Below are 16578 nucleotides of genomic sequence, written 5' to 3' on the forward strand. Positions count from 1 at the left end.
AGAGATCACGATCGACCACGTGGAGTCGGACAACGGCAAGATCTCCATGGTCGTCTCGGTGGATGGGGTTCCTGGCGCAGCGGTCGATCCCTCCCAGGTCTCCGTCCAGATCGACGGGGCCGACGTCGAGGCTGCTGTCTCGACCGTCGCTGCCGGCAAGGTCTCTCGCTCCACCATCCTTGTCGTCGACGCCAGCAACAGCATGCGTGGCGCCAAGTTCGACGCTGCTGCGCAGGCGGTCACTGCCTTCGTCAACGCTGCACCCGCAGACGTCGAGATCGGCATGGTGCCCTTCGCCGGCGAGGTGGGGACGAGCATTCCCCCCACGACCGACCGGGCTGCCCTCCTGACGGCCTTCGGGTCGCTGTCCCTGAACAAGGGCACGAATGTCTATGACGCGGTTGCCGAGGCCGTCGCACTGGTCGGCACCGACGGCTCGCGCTCGCTGCTCCTCCTCTCCGACGGCGCCGACACCGGCAGCCTGGCGACCTTGGACGAGGTGGCGACTGCTGCGGCCGAGTCCGAGGTCGTTGTCGACGTCGTCTCACTCGCCACCGCCGAGAAGGCAACCGCTCTCGCGACTTTGGCTAAGGACACCAACGGCGCGGTCATCCCGGCGGATCCCGAAGCCCTGGGCCAGGTGTTCGCCGACCAGGCTGACGCCCTGGCCCGGCAGCTGCTGGTGCGACTCGACCTGCCCGAGGGTGTCTCGGGCGACGCGGACATCGCCGTGTCCGTCACTGCCGATGGCGCGACATATGCCGACACTGCGTTCGTCAACGTCGGTGAAGGCACCCAGGTTGCACAGGGGCCGAAGGTCGAAGTCGTCCAGCCGCCGCTCGTCGACGGCACCATCATGCTGGCCGGCGCAGGTGCGCTCTTCCTGGGCGCAGCCACACTGCTGTGGTTCATGCTGACCGGCGCCACGGGCCGCCAGGCATCGGCGAGCAAGCGGCTAGAGGGCTACTTCGCCGGCGGAGAGGGTGACAGCGGTGGGCACAAGGTTTCCGATTCTGCTGCCTTCAAGGACGGCGCCGTGGCGCTGAGCGGCAAGGTCGTCGGGCAGGACCTGGAGGCGAAGATCTCTCGCCGTCTGGAAGGCGCCGGCTCGGCGTTGGCTGCTGCGGAGTGGGTGTTGTTGCACGCCGCCATCGCCATCGGGACGGCAGCAATCTGCTTCCTACTGCTGGGTCCCGGTATCGCGGTGCTCGGTCTCATCCTCGGGATCGTCCTGCCCTGGGTCTATCTCAAGTGGCGGCACAAGCGCCGGCTCGCGGCGTTCAACTCCCAGCTTGCCGAGACCCTCGGCCTGATGGCAGGCGGCCTCCAAGCCGGCCTGTCGCTCCCCCAGGCCGTCGACACAGTCGTGCGCGAGGGCATCGAGCCCATGGCAGGGGAGCTGCGACGCGCCCTGGTCGAGCAGCGGCTGGGCATCGACATCACCGACGCACTCGAGGGGATTGGCAGCCGGATGGAGAGCGACGACTTCGGATGGGTGGTGATGGCGATCCGCATCCAGCGTGAGGTCGGTGGAAACCTGGCCGAGATCCTGCACACCGTGGCCGACACGCTGCGCGAGCGGGAATACCTCCGCCGCCAGGTCAAGGCGCTGAGCGCTGAAGGGCGATTGTCCGGATACCTCCTGACGGCGCTGCCCGTCTTCATCACAGTCTTTCTCTACTTTGCCAACCGCGCCTACATCGAGGTGCTGTGGAGCACCTTCGTCGGTTGGATCATCCTAGGAGTGGCGGCAAGCATGCTAGGAATGGGCGGCTGGGCCATGGCAAAGCTGGCGAAGGTGGAGGTCTAGGTCATGTCGTCAACTCTGTTGCTTCTCCTCGGTGCCGGCATGCTCTTCGCCGCGTTGACCCTGATGCTCAGTCTCATTGGGGTCGTCAGCACCGAGCGGCGCGGCTTGTCTCGCTCTCTCGATGCCATCGCGGCAATCAATGCAGTTCCCGATTCGATGCGCAAGGAGGAGCTCGAACGCCCCTTCGCCGAGCGAGTCCTCGGCCCGCTGGGTGATCGCTTTGTGAACTTAGGTCGCAAGTTGGTGCGTGCCGACACCGCAGAAAAGCTGCAATACCGGCTGAATGTCGCTGGCAACCCACCGGGCTGGGGGGTGAGCCGCCTGATCGGCCTCAAGGTCTTGGGGCTGATCGCGTTCACCACGGTCGGGCTGTTCTACTTGTTGGCCGCTGGTCTGCCTGTTGTCAGGGTCGTGATCATCGCTGGGCTGCTGGGTGCGTTGGGCTACGTGTTGCCCAACATCCTGCTGCACAACGCTGGCGAGAAGCGCTCCAAGCAGATGCGCAACTCGCTGCCAGATGCCATCGACCTACTCACGGTGTCGGTCGAGGCCGGTCTCGGCTTCGACTCCGCGGTGAGCCGCGTGGCCATGAACACCACGGGACCACTCTCCGAGGAGTTCGCTCGTCTGCTCCAGGAGATGCAGCTCGGAGTTGGCCGCACGCAAGCCATGCGTGCCATGTCTGAGCGCTCATCGATCCAGGACCTCAAGTCCTTCTGCATGGCCATGGTGCAGGCCGACAACCTCGGCATCCCGATCGGACGCGTGCTGCGGGTGCAGAGTGCGGAGATGCGGGTCAAGCGTCGCCAACGTGCCGAGGAGAAGGCCCAGCAGGTGCCGGTGCGGATCATGATCCCCTCGTCCTGTTCATCCTGCCCTGCTTGTTCTTGATCGTGATGGGTCCGGCCGCCATCAGCATGATCGAGATGTTCACCCAGGTATGACTGCTGCCTCCTCGAGGACCAGCATCCTGTCGTTGAGACAGTGGCGCGTCACGACCGCCATGCGCGTGTTCGGACTGGCGCTCGCGACGGGGGGCGTCATCGGGTCGGGTGCGACCAGCGACGTGGCACCGACGCTGACCGCCCTGGGACTCATCGGTGGCGTGGCCAGCGCAATGGAGTACGGCACGCTGACGGCCAGGACCAGGTGGCTGCCGGTCGGCGAAGCCCTGCTCGTCGCACTCGTGCTCATGGCTGCGCCCGAGCAGCCGGGCGTCTTCGCCTACCTCGCAGTGCCTGCCGCGGTGGCGGGCGTGCGATTCGGCGTCCTGCCCGCGACCAATGCCACCTTCGTCGCTGCGATCGCCATCATCACGTCGCTGCTCGTCTCCTCGGCAGCCGACGACATCGAGCTCTTGAGCAGAGCAGTGGTGTGGCTGCTCGTCGGCTACGGCGTGGGGATGCTGGCCAGCTGGCAGCTGCGGTCGGTGCGCGACATCGAGGCCCGCCAAGCGCCGTACGCCGCGGCCAACCAGCTGATGTCTCAGCTCCACCACCTGGCCCAACGCGGCCGGGTTGGTCTGGACAGCGTCCAGCTCGCCGTCGAGCTCGAAGCCAACCTGCGCCGCCGGACCGGCGCCGAGCAGGTCGGCGTCTTCACCATCGGGCCAACCGGACAGAGCGAGTTGCTCGCTTGCCACGGCGATCGGCTCGCCCTGGGTGCCTTCCACGACCAGATTCGCCAGAACGGCACCCGTCCACCGGAACTGGCCGAGCTGGTGCTGCGCGGTGCCGACGGCCTGCGCGGGCGAGTCCTGCTGATCCGTGACAAGGGGTGGTCGGACGAAGACTTGGCTGTGGGCCAGGAGATCACCGACGAATACGTGCTGCGCCTCGACACCGCCGTCCTCTTCGACGACGTGCGACTCATGGCCACGGCCGAGGAGCGCAACCGGATCGCCCGAGAGATGCACGACGGAGTCGCCCAGGAGATCGTCGCGCTCGGTTATGTGGTCGATGAGATCGAGACCGTCTCGGAGGAACCCGAGATCCGCGCGCTTGCCGCATCCTTGCGCGACGAGATCAGCCGCGTGGTGACGGAGCTGCGCTTCTCCATCTTCGACCTTCGTCACCAGGTCACGGAGCATCGGTTGCCTGCGGCTTTGACCGAATACGCTCGAGAGCTCAGCCATGGCAGCGAGCTGCGAGTCCACCTCGTGCTGGACGAGTCCGGACAGTCGCTGCCGATGTGGATGGAGTCAGAGCTGCTGCGGATCGCGCAGGAAGCCATCGGCAACGTCCGCAAGCATGCGCAGGCAGAGAACCTGTGGGTGACCCTCCAGTCGGACGGCGTCGACGTGAAACTGCGCATCGAGGACGACGGCATCGGCAATGCCACGCCGAAGGAGCGGCACTGGGGGCTGCAGACCATGACCGAAAGGGCAGAACGCATCGGCGCCTGCCTTACCATTGGCTCCCGACCGGGCGGTGGCACGATCGTGTCGCTCTCGAACACCGGGTCGCTACCGTTGGAAAAGGACCGCCACACGTGACGACCACAGTGCTCCTCGTTGACGACCACGAGCTGATCCGCCAAGGCCTGGCCCGCGCCTTCGAGCGAGACGACGACATGACAGTGGTGGGGCAAGCCGGCACCGTGGCAGAGGGGCTCCGGTGCTTCGCCGACCTGGACCCCGACGTGGTCGTCACCGACCTGCAGCTTCCCGACGGTCACGGGCTCGACATCGTGCGCGGACTTCGAGCGACTAGCAACACCGTCGGTGCGGTGGTGCTGACCATGCATGCCGGCGACGACCAGATCTTCGCGGCAATGGAGGCAGGAGCGTCCGCCTTCGTCGGCAAGGACCGCAAGGCCACAGAAGTGGTGAGTGCCGCCAAGCATGCCGCCGTCGCACCACGAACCTTCCTGTGCGCCGGTCTGGCAGCCGCGATGATGCGTCGCACCAGCTCTCCTTCTCCCCCGTCTCTGTCGACTCGTGAGGGCGAAGTCCTCGGACTGCTGGCCGACGGTCTCGGCACCGGCGAGATCGCAGCGAAGCTGTTCCTCAGCGAGTCGACGGCGAAGACCCACATCACGCACATCTACCAGAAGCTCGGGGCGGCCAACCGGGCCCAAGCCCTCGTGACCGCCATGCGAATGGGCCTCCTGGACCACTTGGGGCCCCAGCGCTTCTGACCCCACACAGGTGGGCCAGATGGTCCAGTCCAAGGGGCATGGTCTGGCTAGTCAGAAGGAACTACGGGCATCGAGCCGATCACCCGATTCGTCGATCGAGCCCTTCCGGCAGAATTCTTCCTACCGGGCTCCCCCGGGACCCGAAACCTGACTTCCACACCTTCAAGGGGAAACACATGCTCGAGAAGTTCATCACCTTCATGATCACCGGCCGCGACGACAACGAAGAGGGCGCCACCGCTGTTGAGTACGGCCTGCTCGTCGCGCTCATCGCCGCCGTGATCATCGCCACCGTCCTCCTCCTCGGCGGCCAGATCAACACCGCCTTCAACTCCATCACCACCAAGCTCTGATCAAGACAAGACGAATGGCCGGAACCCCTCTCGGGGTCCCGGCCATTCGCATTTCCCCGTCACCGAGAAAGGCAACAGCCATGGCCGATCAGCCCAGGCGCAGGAGCCACGCCGAAACCGGCGCAAGCGCCGTCGAGTATGCCCTGCTGATTTCCATGGTCGCCGGCCTCATCTTCGTCATTGTGACCATTTTCGGGACAAGCGTCGGGCAACTCTTCACCATTCAGTGGTGGCCGTGACCGCTCCAAGCGTCTGTCATGGTTCGCTCAGCGACTGATGAGGCTTTACCCACCGAGATCACCAGCCAGGTGTGTAGCTTGCCCTCGTCGGCCGGGTCCTCCTGGTGAGGACCCGGCGATGGTTTTCGGTGCCAATCAGGCAGGATCTGGCTAGTCAGAAGGAACTACGGGCATCGAGCCGATCACCCGATTCGTCGATCGAGCCCTTCCGGCAGAATTCTTCTTACCGGGCTCCCCCGGGACCCGAAACCTGACTTCCACACCTTCAAGGGGAAACACATGCTCGAGAAGTTCATCACCTTCATGATCACCGGCCGCGACGACAACGAAGAGGGCGCCACCGCTGTTGAGTACGGCCTGCTCGTCGCGCTCATCGCCGCCGTGATCATCGCCACCGTCCTCCTCCTCGGCGGCCAGATCAACACCGCCTTCAACTCCATCACCACCAAGCTCTGATCAAGACAAGACGAATGGCCGGAACCCCTCTCGGGGTCCCGGCCATTCGCATTTCCCCGTCACCGAGAAAGGCAACAGCCATGGCCGATCAGCCCAGGCGCAGGAGCCACGCCGAAACCGGCGTAAGCGCCGTCGAGTATGCCCTGCTGATTTCCATGGTCGCCGGCCTCATCTTCGTCATTGTGACCATTTTCGGGACAAGCGTCGGGCAACTCTTTACCATTCAGTGGTGGCCTTGACATCGCCATGACTCGCGGCCGATACCCGGCGCCACCGTCACACGGCCCTCCACCCAACAACTGACCAGGGAGAAATCACATGCTCGAGAAGTTCATCACCTTCATGATCACCGGCCGCGACGACAACGAAGAGGGCGCGACCGCTGTTGAGTACGGCCTGCTCGTCGCGCTCATCGCCGCCGTGATCATCGCCACCGTCCTGCTACTCGGCGGCCAGATCAACACCGCCTTCACCTCGATCACCGACAAGCTCTGATCGACACGAGCGGTGGCCGGGCCCCCTGTGGAGGCGCCGGCCACCGTCGTTTGTTACCCCTCACTCGCGAGCACCCATGTGCCGGGCCAAGGCGATCCGCTCGAGCGTGACCGGGTGACTTCCCCACCACCAGTGCATCCAGGCGGGCGGGGTCGGGTCGGCCAGCGACCTCAGAGCAAGCGCCCGCTGCATCTCGACGAACGCGTCAGCATCGCGCGTCGCCTCCAGCGCGACCACGTCGGCCCGGGTCTCGACCCGTCGGCTGATCGCGTTCTGCAGCGGGCTGGTCGCCAGCGTCGCCAGGACCACCAGCGCCAGCACGAGCGGCACAGCGCCTGGGTCGCTCACCGGGTGGCGACGCCCGGCACGCCCCGACAGCAGCAGGCCCAGCAGTCCCACTCCGGCTGCAGCCCCGAGCGCCCCCAGAGCTGTGCCGACCACGACGTCGTCGTTGGCGGTGTGTGCCACCTCGTGAGCGATCACTGAGAGCGCCTGGTCGTGGGGAAGCGACTCCACGAGAGTGTCGTAGACAACGACCCGGCGGGTGTCGCCGAACCCGGAGACATAGGCGTTGAGTGTCGTGGTGCGCCGGGATGCATCGGCCACCAGGACGTCGTCGACTCGGACCCCCTCCCTCTCGGCAAGGTCGATGACGGCCGAGCGCAGCTCGCCGTCGGGCATCGGGGTGAAGCTGTTGAAGAGGGGCTCCACGACAAGGGGGTAGATGAATGAGCCCAGCACCACGAGACCCGCCAGAACGGCGGCCGCGATCGCGGGCCACACCCTGGGCCAGCGTCGAGCGGCCCCGATGAGGAGGAGCAGCCCGATCGACGTCGTGACGACGGTGATCAGCTCGTTCGTGGCAACGTCTCGGGCATAGCCCCACCACGACTGGTTGCTCAGTCCGTTCGCAAGCCGGTGCCGATGCAGCATGATGCTGCACGCCAGCGTTGCCAGGCGTCCCACGAGGCTGATCGCCAGCACGCCCAGGACGACCTTGATCCACCACGGCCCGGGGAGCCGCTTCATCAACCGACGACCCACGCGACTGAAACCCAGGACCGAGCTCACCACGAGGCTGATCGCCAGCGACAGCAGGCTCCATCCTCGCGCCCAGGACGCATAGTCCTCTGCCCGTTCGATCTCGTCCGCGGAGAAGACCGATTCAGGGCGTACGGCGACGGGCGCTCCCCCGGGCACCGGCTGCCAGGGCACCCAGATCGCTGCCACCACGACGAAGCCGAGGGCGCTGAGAAGAGTCACCACCAGGGCTGGGTGTCGGGCGAGGCGCCCGGCGAGCATCACTCCAGCGCCTCGAGCCGGCGCTGCCAGCCAGCGAGCAACCCCTTCGGGGTCAGCCCGACAGAGGCGAGCGCCTCGGCAGTGTCAGCGCCTCCGGAAGCTTTCTCATAGACGGTGACAAGGCCGTCTTCCCCGGCTCGTGCGGCCACCTCGACGCATGCCAACCACGCCATCTCGTAGGCCGCCTGCAGGTCACCGGCCGACGGGTCGAACTCCGCGGTGCCGGGCAGGTGGTCCGGCACACCGTTGCGACGCACTGAGGCGGCTGCGCGGGCGGCCGTGATGTCCAGCGGCAGGTCGACGTCACGCAGCGCGACATAGTCGGCGAAGCCTTCGAGCAGCCACGGATCGAGCACGGCCGTGTTGGCGTCGGTGGCGACGTGGACGACTTCGTGGCTGATCACCACCTGAGCCCCCGCCCCGCGCAACCGGCCACTGACCTCGGGGTTGACGAAGACCCGCACGGGCGCGCCGGTCCGCCCGGAACCGTCGGCCGACGCGGTCACTGCCGCGATCGCGTCGTAGGTCCCGTCAGCGACTCCCAAGGCGTCGTCCAGCCCGGACGCGCTCGCCGGGACGGCCAGGACGACGGAGGGTCGCCACTGCGGCAGCACTCGCCTGACGACCGGGATCGCCCGCTGGACGCGAGCGAGGTAGTCCCGCGCCGCGCGTGCCCGGTCGGCACCCTGCGCCATTACCAGCGTTCCCGGGGCACGGCGTACGGCGAGGGGCGACCCCAGCCACATCGGCGAGACACCCTCTCCCCCACCGACGCTGGTGATGGCCACCCCGTCACCGTCACTGACGAAGTCCACCAGGACCTCGGCCTGCGCCGGCTCCTGGTCGAAGCCGTCGATCCGCCAGGAGAGGTCGACGGCCGCGGTCCAGGAGCCGTCCGGGCCGATGGCACCGACCTCGTCGAGGTATCTGGCCGAGAGGTCCACCAGCCCCAGCGCTCTGACATTGCGGACGATGGCCTCCACGCCCTGGCCGGCTTGTGCGTCCTGCTCGGGTGTCAGCGACGCGGCCGCGGCCGCGTCTCCCGACTCCAGCGCCTCCACCCACTGCTGCAGGGTCGCTGCGGCTCCCCCGGCACCAGCGGTCGACGTGGCCGGCCGCCGGGACACGTCGGCGCGGTAGGGCTCGTCCCCTGCCGCCACCCACACGACGACCGCCAGGAGCACCAACCCCAGGAAGAGCGAAAGACCGGCCACCCACGAGCGTGGGAAGCCGGCCTTCACGGTCGGACTGTCAGCCAGGGCGGACCGCACCGACGTAGGGCATGGAATAGAGCCCGGTCACCGCGACCCCGGTGCTGGGGTTGGCCGCATGCACGATCAGGCCATTTCCGATGTACATCCCGACGTGGCTGATCGGCGTGTAGTAGAACACCAGGTCGCCCGGCTGAAGGGCACTGGCCGAGACGCGCGGCCCGGAACTGAACTGCGCGCTCGAGGAGTGCGGGAGACCGACCCCCGCCGCGCCCCAGGCTCGCATCGTCAGACCCGAGCAGTCGAAGGCGCTCTCGCCGACCGCGCCGTAGACATAGGCGTCACCGACCTGGGCCATTGCATAGCCGACGGCAGCGGCTGCTCGACCGGACGCCGGGACGGAGGCCGGGACCCGGCTGGTGCTGGAGCGTGAGGGGCTGAGAAGGCGCTCGCGCTCCTCCGCCTCGAGGTCGTCCAGCAGGTCTTCGGCAGCACCCAGCCGTTCGTCGATCGTGGACTTCTCGGCCTCGAGCCGCTCGGCAGTCTCAGCGATCTCGGCGGCTCGCTCGGCGGTGGCCTGCCGGCGGAGGTCGAGGGCGTCGAGCTCGGTGGCGTAGGCATTGAACATGTTGTCCTGCAGGGCGTTGAAGCCCGACATGGTCGAGAGCTGGCCGAGGAAGGCGGCCGGGTCGTCGGCGACGACGACCTGGCCGACGGTCGAGATGGACTCGCCCTGGAACCCTCGCAGGACGGAGTCAGCCACGTCCTCACGCACGGCGTCGAGGCGGTCGCTCTGACGACGCTCGTCGGCACGCACGGCGGCGAGGTCCTTGCGCAGCTCGTCGAGGTCGAGCTTGGCGTCGTTGTAGCGCTCGGAGGCCTGTTCGGCCTCGTGGTAGAGCCGCTCGACCTTCGCCTTGACGTCCTTGATGTCGGGCTCGGCCTGGGCGGGTGCGAGCGGGACGAGTCCGAGGCAGGCGATGGCAGCGGTTGTCAGCAGCGCGCCGCCGATCCGCATCCGGTCGTGATTCACGAGCGGGGGTTCTCCCTTGTTTGTCGTACGTCTACCGGGTGAGCTGACGGGTTCGGGCACGACGTGGCCCTACGCCTCCTCCGTCATGCGCAAGCGCACGCCCTCGGTGACGATTCACCCCAGATGGGGAAGTGGTTCCCCGGCTCCGGCCCCCAGCGCAGCAAGGCCGAACTCGACGCGGCGTTCGCGCGGACCCGGTGGCCCACTTCCACGAACGCCAGGGCTCACCCTAGACCGACGCCGGGGCCCTCGCCAATCAACGTCCCACAAAGTCGTCCACGTGTCGGCACACGTCAGGCCGACTCCGTCTCCGGGCCGGCCAGAGGCTGGACGAGACGCAGCGGCGGCACGAGTCCCCCTGCGGCCAGCGCTTCCAGCGCGCGGCGCTCGTCATCGTCGAAGGTGAGCTCCGGTGGCGGCCCGAGAAGCACCGTCACCACACAGTCGTGGCATGCCAGCCCCCGCACGAGGCAGCTGTCGCAATCGATTCGTGTCGTCATGACGATCAGCGTGACAGTGGGCACCGACAACGAGAGTCGGCCGACTCGACGTCGCGGGTCCGCACGCAGTCAGGAACGGACGTAGAGCACCCACTCGCCGGTGAGCGCGACCACCTCGAAGCCGTCCTCACCGGCCATGACCTCGTCGGCCTGTGTCCCCTCCTGGACGAGGACCGCTCCGGAGCCTTCGACCGCTGTGGTCATGGCGGGCCGGCCCGCCATGAAGTCGAGGTAGGCGCGCTGGTCCTCGGCCCGGAACGCATCCAAGGGGTTGCTGAGCCACACCTCGACCCCGTGGACCGCCAACGCCTCCACCACCGGCTCTGGCGCGAGCACGACCCGGGCCGGCGCCGCTTGCCGGACCTCCTGTGCCAGCGCCTTGTCGGCTTCCCCGAGAGAGTGTCCGCGGAAGGCCGACGGGACCGCGGAGGCGACCAGCGCAGCGACGACCAGGGCCACCACCCGAGCATGAGGCAAGAGCTTGAGGTCTGCGAACCGTCCCGGAACGCGAGTGCCGCCGTATGCCGCTGGGCCGGCCAGCAGCAGGAGCAGCCAGATCCCGTTGCGCGCCGCCACCACCGTGGCAACCGTCAGACCCACCACTGCGACGCATTCCCACAGCGGCAGTCGGCGACGCAGGGCCAGCAGTCCCAGCAGCCCCACTCCCAGGAGCATCAACAGGTCGAAGGGGTCCCTGAAGTCAGGGCTCGCCCACAAGCCCTCTCCCTGCTTGGCCGCCTCGTTCTGGAGGACGCCCCAGTAGTACTCCGCCGTACGCCACCCCGCGGGATTGATCGAGAGCGCAGCGAGCGTCGCCACACCCAGGGTGACTGTCTCGACAGGGCGGCGAGGCAGGCGCGAGAACAGCAGGTAGGCGCCGATGACACACACTCCGAGCAGCACCCCGCCGTGCAGGTTGCCCCACAGTGCGACCAGGATCGGCGCCCACCACATGCCGCGCCCCGGGGAACGGTGCTGGGCGCGCACGAGGAGCAGCACCAGCACGAAGGGGACCAGGGAGAAGGTCTGGAGACGCGCGACCGCGAAGGTCGCGATGCCCGCGACGACCAGCACCGTGAGCGCCAGCGAGGTGGCAAGGTCGGCGGCCCCCCTGCGGCGGGCGTCGAGCGCCACGAGCATCAGCGCGAGAAGGACCGTGGAGTAGTGCCAGACGAGGAGTCCGCCCACACCGAGCTCGTGGACGAGCGACAGGGTGACCTCGGCAAGCAGGATGACGGGCGGCCAGTCCTCGGTCGGAGCCGCAGCAAAGGGCACACCGTCGGGCATTGCGGCCGCGCCCCGCACGTGATCACCCATGGCCACCAGCCACAGCAGGTCGGCACCGACGGCACAGAGCAGACCGAGCAGGAGTCCGAGGCTCACGAGACCGACCCCCGTTGCCCCCCACGGACGGTGGCGTTGGCGTGTCCCCGACTCAGGACTCGTCGCGGGCATCGTCAGTCGGTCGCGGACGGAGTGCTGCTGGGGTCGTCCCCCGGGCCGGTCTCGTTGCGGTCGACCAGCTCGATGGCGTCGTCGCGCCCGCACCACCGACACGAGACCGACTCGACGGACTCCTGCTGCACCTCCGTGGACTCCACGGCATGCTCGCCGGCGAGGTCGAAGTGCCAGAACTCGGTCGTCCTCCGCGTGCGCGTCACGTCGAACCGCGTGAGGTTGCCGCAGCCACCGCAGCGCCACCGATGGGACTGGTCGGGAAGTTCACAAGTCACCGGCGCAGCCTAGTGGCGCGTCCTCCCCGTCGTTGTCGGTGCTCAGATCTACCGTCACTTTCATGAGCCGTGCTGCCGCTACCCCCTCCCGGTGGGAGGCCCAGCGCGGTTTCGACGAGCTCGGACGACCGTTGCGCGACGTCACCTTCTGCGTGGTCGACCTCGAGACCACCGGGGGTTCTGCCGCCGCCGGCTCGATGATCACCGAGATCGGCGCGGTCAAGGTCCGGGGCGGCGTCGTGCTGGGAGAGTTCCAGACCCTCGTCAACCCGCACGCCGCCATACCTGCGTTCATCGCCGTGCTCACCGGCATCACCAACTCCATGGTCAGCGACGCTCCCCCCATCGAGTCGGCGCTGCCGGCCTTTCTCGAGTTCGCTGCCGGCACCGTCCTGGTGGCCCACAACGCGCCCTTCGACGTCGGCTTCCTGCGTCACTTCGCCAACGCCCAGGACCTCACCTGGCCGGGGTTCGAGGTTCTCTGCACGGCCAAGCTGGCCCGTCGGGTGATCACCCGCGACGACGCCCCCAACTGCAAGCTCTCCTCGCTGGCCCAGGTCTTCAACGCGACCACCACGCCAAACCACCGTGCTCTCTCCGACGCTCGTGCCACCGTCGACGTGCTGCACGGGTTGATGGAGCGCTTGGGTGGCCTGGGCGTCCACACGCTCGAGGAGCTGCAGACCTTCACCGCCCGGGTGAGCACCGCCCAGCGTCGGAAGCGGCACCTGGCCGAGGGACTGCCGCACGCACCGGGTGTCTACCTCTTCCGTGACGATCGCTCCCGCGTCCTCTATGTCGGCACGTCCAAGGACCTGCGGACCCGGGTGCGCACCTACTTCACGGCATCTGAGACCCGGTCCCGGATGGGCGAGATGGTCGGCCTGGCGGAGTCGGTGACCGCGATCACGTGCGCGACGCCGTTGGAGGCCGAGGTCCGCGAGCTCCGGCTGATCGCCGAGCACAAACCGAAGTACAACCGCCGCTCCCGCTTTCCCGAGAAGGTCCACTTCATTAAGCTCACCCGCGAGCCGTGGCCGCGACTGTCGATGGTGCGGCGAGTGCTCGACGACGACGCCGACTACCTCGGTCCCTTCTCGTCGAGGAAGTCGGCCGAGAAGAGCCTGGCTGCGTTGCACGACACGTTCCCCGTGCGGCAGTGCTCCGACCGGTTCGGGGCGTCGCCGTCCCGCACACCGTGCGTCCTGGCCGAGATGGGCAGGTGCTTGTCACCGTGCGACGGCGGGGTCGACCCGACGACATATGCCGCGATGGTCCGCTCCCTGCGCGACTCCTTGATCCGCAGTCCCGATGACGTGGTGGACGCCATCTCGCGGCGGATGACGGCTCTGGCCGACCTCGAACGGTTCGAGGAGGCCGGCGTCCACCGCGATCGGCTGGCCACCTTCGTCCGTGCCGCTGCCCGGACCCAGCGTCTGTCCGCTCTCAGCCGCTGCCCCGAAGTGGTGGCTGCGCGGCGCGAGGATGACGGCCGGTGGGCGGTGCACGTCGTGCGTCACGGCCGGTTGGCGGCAGCCGGCGTCATCCCCCCCGGTGGCGATGCGCACCACTACGTCGACCAGCTGCGCGCGGGCGCCGAGACCGTGTCCGACGCACCCGGGCCGGTGCCGGCGGCCACTGCTGCGGAGACGGAGAAGCTGTTGCGTTGGCTGGAGTCCCCGGGGATCAGGCTCGTCGACGTCGAGGGCGACTGGGTCTGCCCCGTGGGTGGGGCGACGCGTCACCTGGCGATCCACGACGCGGTCACCCACTCGAGAGTTTCACTCGTCCCCTTCGACGAGCAACGCCTCGCCCCGCCCGTCGCCAGTCCCGTCCGTTAGCGCCGGTCGCTGCTGGCGATCAGTCGAGGCCCAGGGCGAAGGCCGACTCCAGGTCGTGGCGCGAGAACGTGCGGAAGGCGATGTGCGTCTCGGTCGAGCTGACCCCCTCGACCTTGTTGAGCGAGTCGGCCACGACCTCAGCGACGTCCTCGTGCTTGCTGACCCGGATCATCGCGATCAGGTCGATCTGGCCGGTCACGGAATAGACCTCGCTGACGCCGTCCAGCGCCGCGATCGCCTCGGCGACCTCGGGGATCCGGGCGACGTCGGCCTTCACGAAGACGATGGCGGTGATCATGGGCCCGACCGTACCGCTCGCTGTCCTGGACGCGTAGGTCGTCGGGGTGTTGCTACTGCGTCCATGACTGGCGGCTCGCAAGTTCAGCCGTGGACGGGCGTCGCCGGCTCGGTGACCCTGGTCAGCCCGGCGCACCAGTAGTCTCCGCCCGTGACCTGGCTCGGCGACCACTGGCTCGACCTCCTCGGTTGGGGCGGCAGTGCACTCCTGGTGTACTCGCTGCTCCAGTCGCGGCTGCTCCGCCTGCGCATCCTCAACCTGGCGGCCTGCTTGATCCTCACGGTCTTCAACGCCGCGCTCGAGGTGTGGCCGATGGTCGGCATGAACATCGTGCTCAGCGCGATCAACGTCTGGTTCATCGCCCAGGCGCTGAGGGAGCGGCACGACGACGCCGTGTTCGAGGTGCTGCGCGTGCGCAGTGACGACGAATACCTCCGCCACGTGCTGCGGGTCCACGGCGCGGACATCCTGCGCTTCAACCCCGACTTCGTCCACGACCCGTGGGACGAGGCGCAGGCGGCCTTCCTCGTGCAGCGGGGGACGAGACGGTCGGCGTGGTCCTGCTGGAGGCGGCCGGCGAGACGGCCCAGGTGCTGCTCGACTACGTGACGCCCCGCTTCAGGGACTTCTCCCCCGGCGAGTTCGTGTGGCGCCAGAGCGGACTGCTCGCCGACCTGGGATATCGGCGGGTCGTCACTCCTCCCGGGATGCTCTCGCCCTACTACGACCGGGTGGGCTTCGAGCGCGACGGCGACTCCTGGGTCCTCGAGGTACGCCCGTGATCACCACCCTGGTCCGCCGGGTGCTGCCCATCGTCAGCCTGGCTGTGCTGCTCGGCGCACTCGTGCGCAACCAGTCCAGACCCCCTCTCTCGGGTGACGGCTACTTCCACCTGAGGATGGGCCGCGAGCTCCTCGACGGCTGGTCGATCGCGGACCCCGGCAACCTGGGCCCGTTCGACACCGCCGACTGGGTCTCCACGCAGTGGCTCGCCCAGCTGGCGATGGCAGGGGTGGAGGACCTTGCCGGTCTTGCCGGCGTGATGTGGGCGGCCGGCTTCCTCGTGCTGTGCCTGGCGCTGGCCACCTTCGTGTGCTGCCGCCTCGTCAGCGCGCCTCTGCCCGCAGCCTTCGCCACCATCCTCGTCTGCTCCGCGGCAAGCCCGGGACTCTCCGCGCGACCGCAGGTGTTCAGCTATCTGTTCGTCCTGGTCGTCACCGTTGCGTGGCTGCGCACGATGCGCGACCTCGAGCCCCGCTGGTGGCTGGTCCTCGTGGCGTGGGTCTGGGCGCCTCTCCACGGGATGTGGCCCCTGGCGGGCGTGATCGGCGTGGTCGCGATCGTCGGCATCCTGCTGGACGGTCGTGCCGATCGTGACCGGATCCTGCGGCTGGTCCTGATCCCCGTGCTCTCGTCGGTGATCGTCCTCGCCACGCCGCTGGGCCTGCGCGTCTACGGGTCGCTGTTCGCGGTCGGGTCGCGCGCCGAATACTTCGCCGAGTGGGGTCCGCCGGACTTCGGGGAGCCCTACGCCATCGCGCTCTTGGGCATGTTCGCCATCGTCCTGCTCGTCGCGCTCAAGCGCCGCCCCCTCCCGTGGGGCGAGGTCCTCGTCATCGGGATGGCGGCCGCGCTGGCTGTCTCCTCGGCCCGCACCACGACGGTGGCCGCCGTGATGCTGGCGCCCCTGCTCGCTGGCGCCCTGCAGCAGTTCGTCCCCCGAGCGCCCGGGATCGAGCGCCGGGAGGCGGCCGCGCTCGCCCTGGTCCTGGCTGCCTGCGCCGTCATCCTGGTCCCCGTCGTGCAGTCACGGGCCGAGGCCGACGTGGCTCCGGCCTGGCTGGACAGGCGCCTGGACGCCCAGCCCGCGGGCACGAAGGTCCTCAACGACTGGGACACCGGTGCCTACTTCCTGTGGCGGCACCCGCAGCTGGCGCTCGTCATGCACGGGTATGGCGACGTGTTCACCAACGACGAGCTGCGACGCAACACCGACATCCTGCGCCTCAATCCCGGCTGGGACGACGAGGTCCGGTCTCTCGACGCCGACCTGGCCCTGGTCGATCCGGACACTTCCCTGGGCTATGCCTTGACCAACGACCCCGGGTGGCGGGTGGTCGAGGCCGACGACGAGTTCGCCCTCCTGGCGCCCACGACCGACTGACGACG

Annotated in this window: 21 protein-coding genes and 1 riboswitch; of the genes, 13 read left to right on the top strand and 8 right to left on the bottom strand. The window is 68.2% G+C overall.

What is annotated here, in order from left to right:
- Positions 1-19: 19 nt before the first annotated feature.
- Together G7071_RS16995 and G7071_RS17000 are read left to right on the top strand one after the other, a co-directional pair.
- The gene (locus G7071_RS16995) at positions 20-1810 is read left to right on the top strand and encodes a type II secretion system F family protein (protein WP_166320568.1); all 1791 of its coding nucleotides are present in this window, start codon (positions 20-22) and stop codon (positions 1808-1810) included.
- Positions 1811-1813: 3 nt separating this feature from the next.
- A complete protein-coding gene (locus tag G7071_RS17000; protein ID WP_166320569.1) occupies positions 1814-2701 on the top strand; it encodes a type II secretion system F family protein in 888 nt (295 codons plus the stop codon).
- Between the two features lie 39 nt (positions 2702-2740).
- On the opposite strand, the gene G7071_RS17005 is transcribed toward G7071_RS17000, so the two are convergent.
- A complete protein-coding gene (locus G7071_RS17005) occupies positions 2741-3004 on the bottom strand; it encodes a hypothetical protein (RefSeq protein ID WP_166320570.1) in 264 nt (87 codons plus the stop codon).
- A gap of 40 nt (positions 3005-3044) precedes the next feature.
- Here G7071_RS17005 and G7071_RS17010 point away from each other — a divergent pair, with 40 nt between their 5' ends.
- The 7 genes from G7071_RS17010 (at position 3045) to G7071_RS17040 (ending at position 6491) form a co-directional block, all read left to right on the top strand.
- Positions 3045-4304 (top strand): sensor histidine kinase, encoded by a 1260-nt coding sequence (locus G7071_RS17010; RefSeq protein ID WP_166320571.1) that lies wholly within the window; start codon positions 3045-3047, stop codon positions 4302-4304.
- Complete coding sequence (locus G7071_RS17015) at positions 4301-4948, top strand: response regulator transcription factor (protein WP_246210110.1); 648 nt, start codon at positions 4301-4303, stop codon at positions 4946-4948. Before G7071_RS17010 ends, G7071_RS17015 begins: the two co-directional genes overlap by 4 nt.
- Positions 4949-5124: 176 nt before the next feature.
- Complete coding sequence (locus tag G7071_RS17020; RefSeq protein WP_166320572.1) at positions 5125-5301, top strand: Flp family type IVb pilin; 177 nt, start codon at positions 5125-5127, stop codon at positions 5299-5301.
- 80 nt (positions 5302-5381) lie between these two features.
- A complete protein-coding gene (locus tag G7071_RS17025; RefSeq protein WP_166320573.1) occupies positions 5382-5540 on the top strand; it encodes a Flp family type IVb pilin in 159 nt (52 codons plus the stop codon).
- A 279-nt stretch (positions 5541-5819) separates the two neighbouring features.
- A complete protein-coding gene (locus G7071_RS17030) occupies positions 5820-5996 on the top strand; it encodes a Flp family type IVb pilin (RefSeq protein ID WP_166320572.1) in 177 nt (58 codons plus the stop codon).
- A gap of 80 nt (positions 5997-6076) precedes the next feature.
- Complete coding sequence (locus G7071_RS17035) at positions 6077-6235, top strand: Flp family type IVb pilin (protein WP_166320574.1); 159 nt, start codon at positions 6077-6079, stop codon at positions 6233-6235.
- 79 nt (positions 6236-6314) lie between these two features.
- Positions 6315-6491, top strand: coding sequence for a Flp family type IVb pilin (locus tag G7071_RS17040; RefSeq protein ID WP_166320575.1), 177 nt, complete (start codon positions 6315-6317; stop codon positions 6489-6491).
- 60 nt (positions 6492-6551) lie between these two features.
- Here the strand turns inward: G7071_RS17040 and G7071_RS17045 are convergent, their stop codons facing one another.
- From G7071_RS17045 to G7071_RS17070, 6 genes are all read right to left on the bottom strand, one after another.
- Positions 6552-7793, bottom strand: a complete 1242-nt coding sequence (locus G7071_RS17045) for a M48 family metallopeptidase (protein WP_166320576.1) — start codon at positions 7791-7793, stop codon at positions 6552-6554.
- On the bottom strand, positions 7793-9034 hold the full coding sequence (locus G7071_RS17050) for a hypothetical protein (protein ID WP_166320577.1): 1242 nt from the start codon (positions 9032-9034) through the stop codon (positions 7793-7795). The genes G7071_RS17045 and G7071_RS17050 overlap by 1 nt, the downstream gene beginning before the upstream one ends.
- 10 nt (positions 9035-9044) lie before the next feature.
- Positions 9045-10037 carry a C40 family peptidase gene (locus tag G7071_RS17055; protein WP_246210111.1) on the bottom strand — a complete coding sequence of 331 codons (993 nt, stop codon included), beginning with the start codon at positions 10035-10037 and terminating at the stop codon, positions 9045-9047.
- A gap of 19 nt (positions 10038-10056) precedes the next feature.
- Positions 10057-10215, bottom strand: a riboswitch (cyclic di-AMP (ydaO/yuaA leader).
- Between the two features lie 115 nt (positions 10216-10330).
- On the bottom strand, positions 10331-10537 hold the full coding sequence (locus G7071_RS17060) for a hypothetical protein (RefSeq protein ID WP_166320578.1): 207 nt from the start codon (positions 10535-10537) through the stop codon (positions 10331-10333).
- Positions 10538-10606: 69 nt separating this feature from the next.
- Entirely contained in the window at positions 10607-11920 is a 1314-nt protein-coding gene (locus tag G7071_RS17065; protein WP_166320579.1) for a hypothetical protein, read from the bottom strand.
- A gap of 74 nt (positions 11921-11994) precedes the next feature.
- Positions 11995-12270: a hypothetical protein gene (locus G7071_RS17070; protein WP_166320580.1), complete on the bottom strand. Its 276-nt coding sequence runs from the start codon at positions 12268-12270 to the stop codon at positions 11995-11997.
- A gap of 62 nt (positions 12271-12332) precedes the next feature.
- Between G7071_RS17070 and G7071_RS17075 the strand changes: the two genes are divergently transcribed.
- Positions 12333-14111: a DEDD exonuclease domain-containing protein gene (locus G7071_RS17075; protein ID WP_166320581.1), complete on the top strand. Its 1779-nt coding sequence runs from the start codon at positions 12333-12335 to the stop codon at positions 14109-14111.
- A 19-nt stretch (positions 14112-14130) separates the two neighbouring features.
- Here G7071_RS17075 and G7071_RS17080 read toward each other — a convergent pair whose 3' ends face one another.
- The gene (locus G7071_RS17080; protein ID WP_166320582.1) at positions 14131-14409 is read right to left on the bottom strand and encodes an Lrp/AsnC family transcriptional regulator; all 279 of its coding nucleotides are present in this window, start codon (positions 14407-14409) and stop codon (positions 14131-14133) included.
- 150 nt (positions 14410-14559) lie between these two features.
- Here G7071_RS17080 and G7071_RS17085 point away from each other — a divergent pair, with 150 nt between their 5' ends.
- From G7071_RS17085 to G7071_RS17090, 3 genes are read left to right on the top strand one after another with little or no spacing between them, the layout of a single operon-like run.
- Positions 14560-15018 (top strand): hypothetical protein, encoded by a 459-nt coding sequence (locus tag G7071_RS17085; RefSeq protein ID WP_246210114.1) that lies wholly within the window; start codon positions 14560-14562, stop codon positions 15016-15018.
- The gene (locus tag G7071_RS19475) at positions 14964-15191 is read left to right on the top strand and encodes a hypothetical protein (RefSeq protein ID WP_246210115.1); all 228 of its coding nucleotides are present in this window, start codon (positions 14964-14966) and stop codon (positions 15189-15191) included. Before G7071_RS17085 ends, G7071_RS19475 begins: the two co-directional genes overlap by 55 nt.
- Entirely contained in the window at positions 15188-16573 is a 1386-nt protein-coding gene (locus tag G7071_RS17090) for a hypothetical protein (RefSeq protein WP_166320583.1), read from the top strand. Before G7071_RS19475 ends, G7071_RS17090 begins: the two co-directional genes overlap by 4 nt.
- Positions 16574-16578 lie beyond the last annotated feature (5 nt).

This window comes from Nocardioides piscis (assembly GCF_011300215.1).
GTDB classification, from domain to species: domain Bacteria; phylum Actinomycetota; class Actinomycetes; order Propionibacteriales; family Nocardioidaceae; genus Nocardioides; species Nocardioides piscis.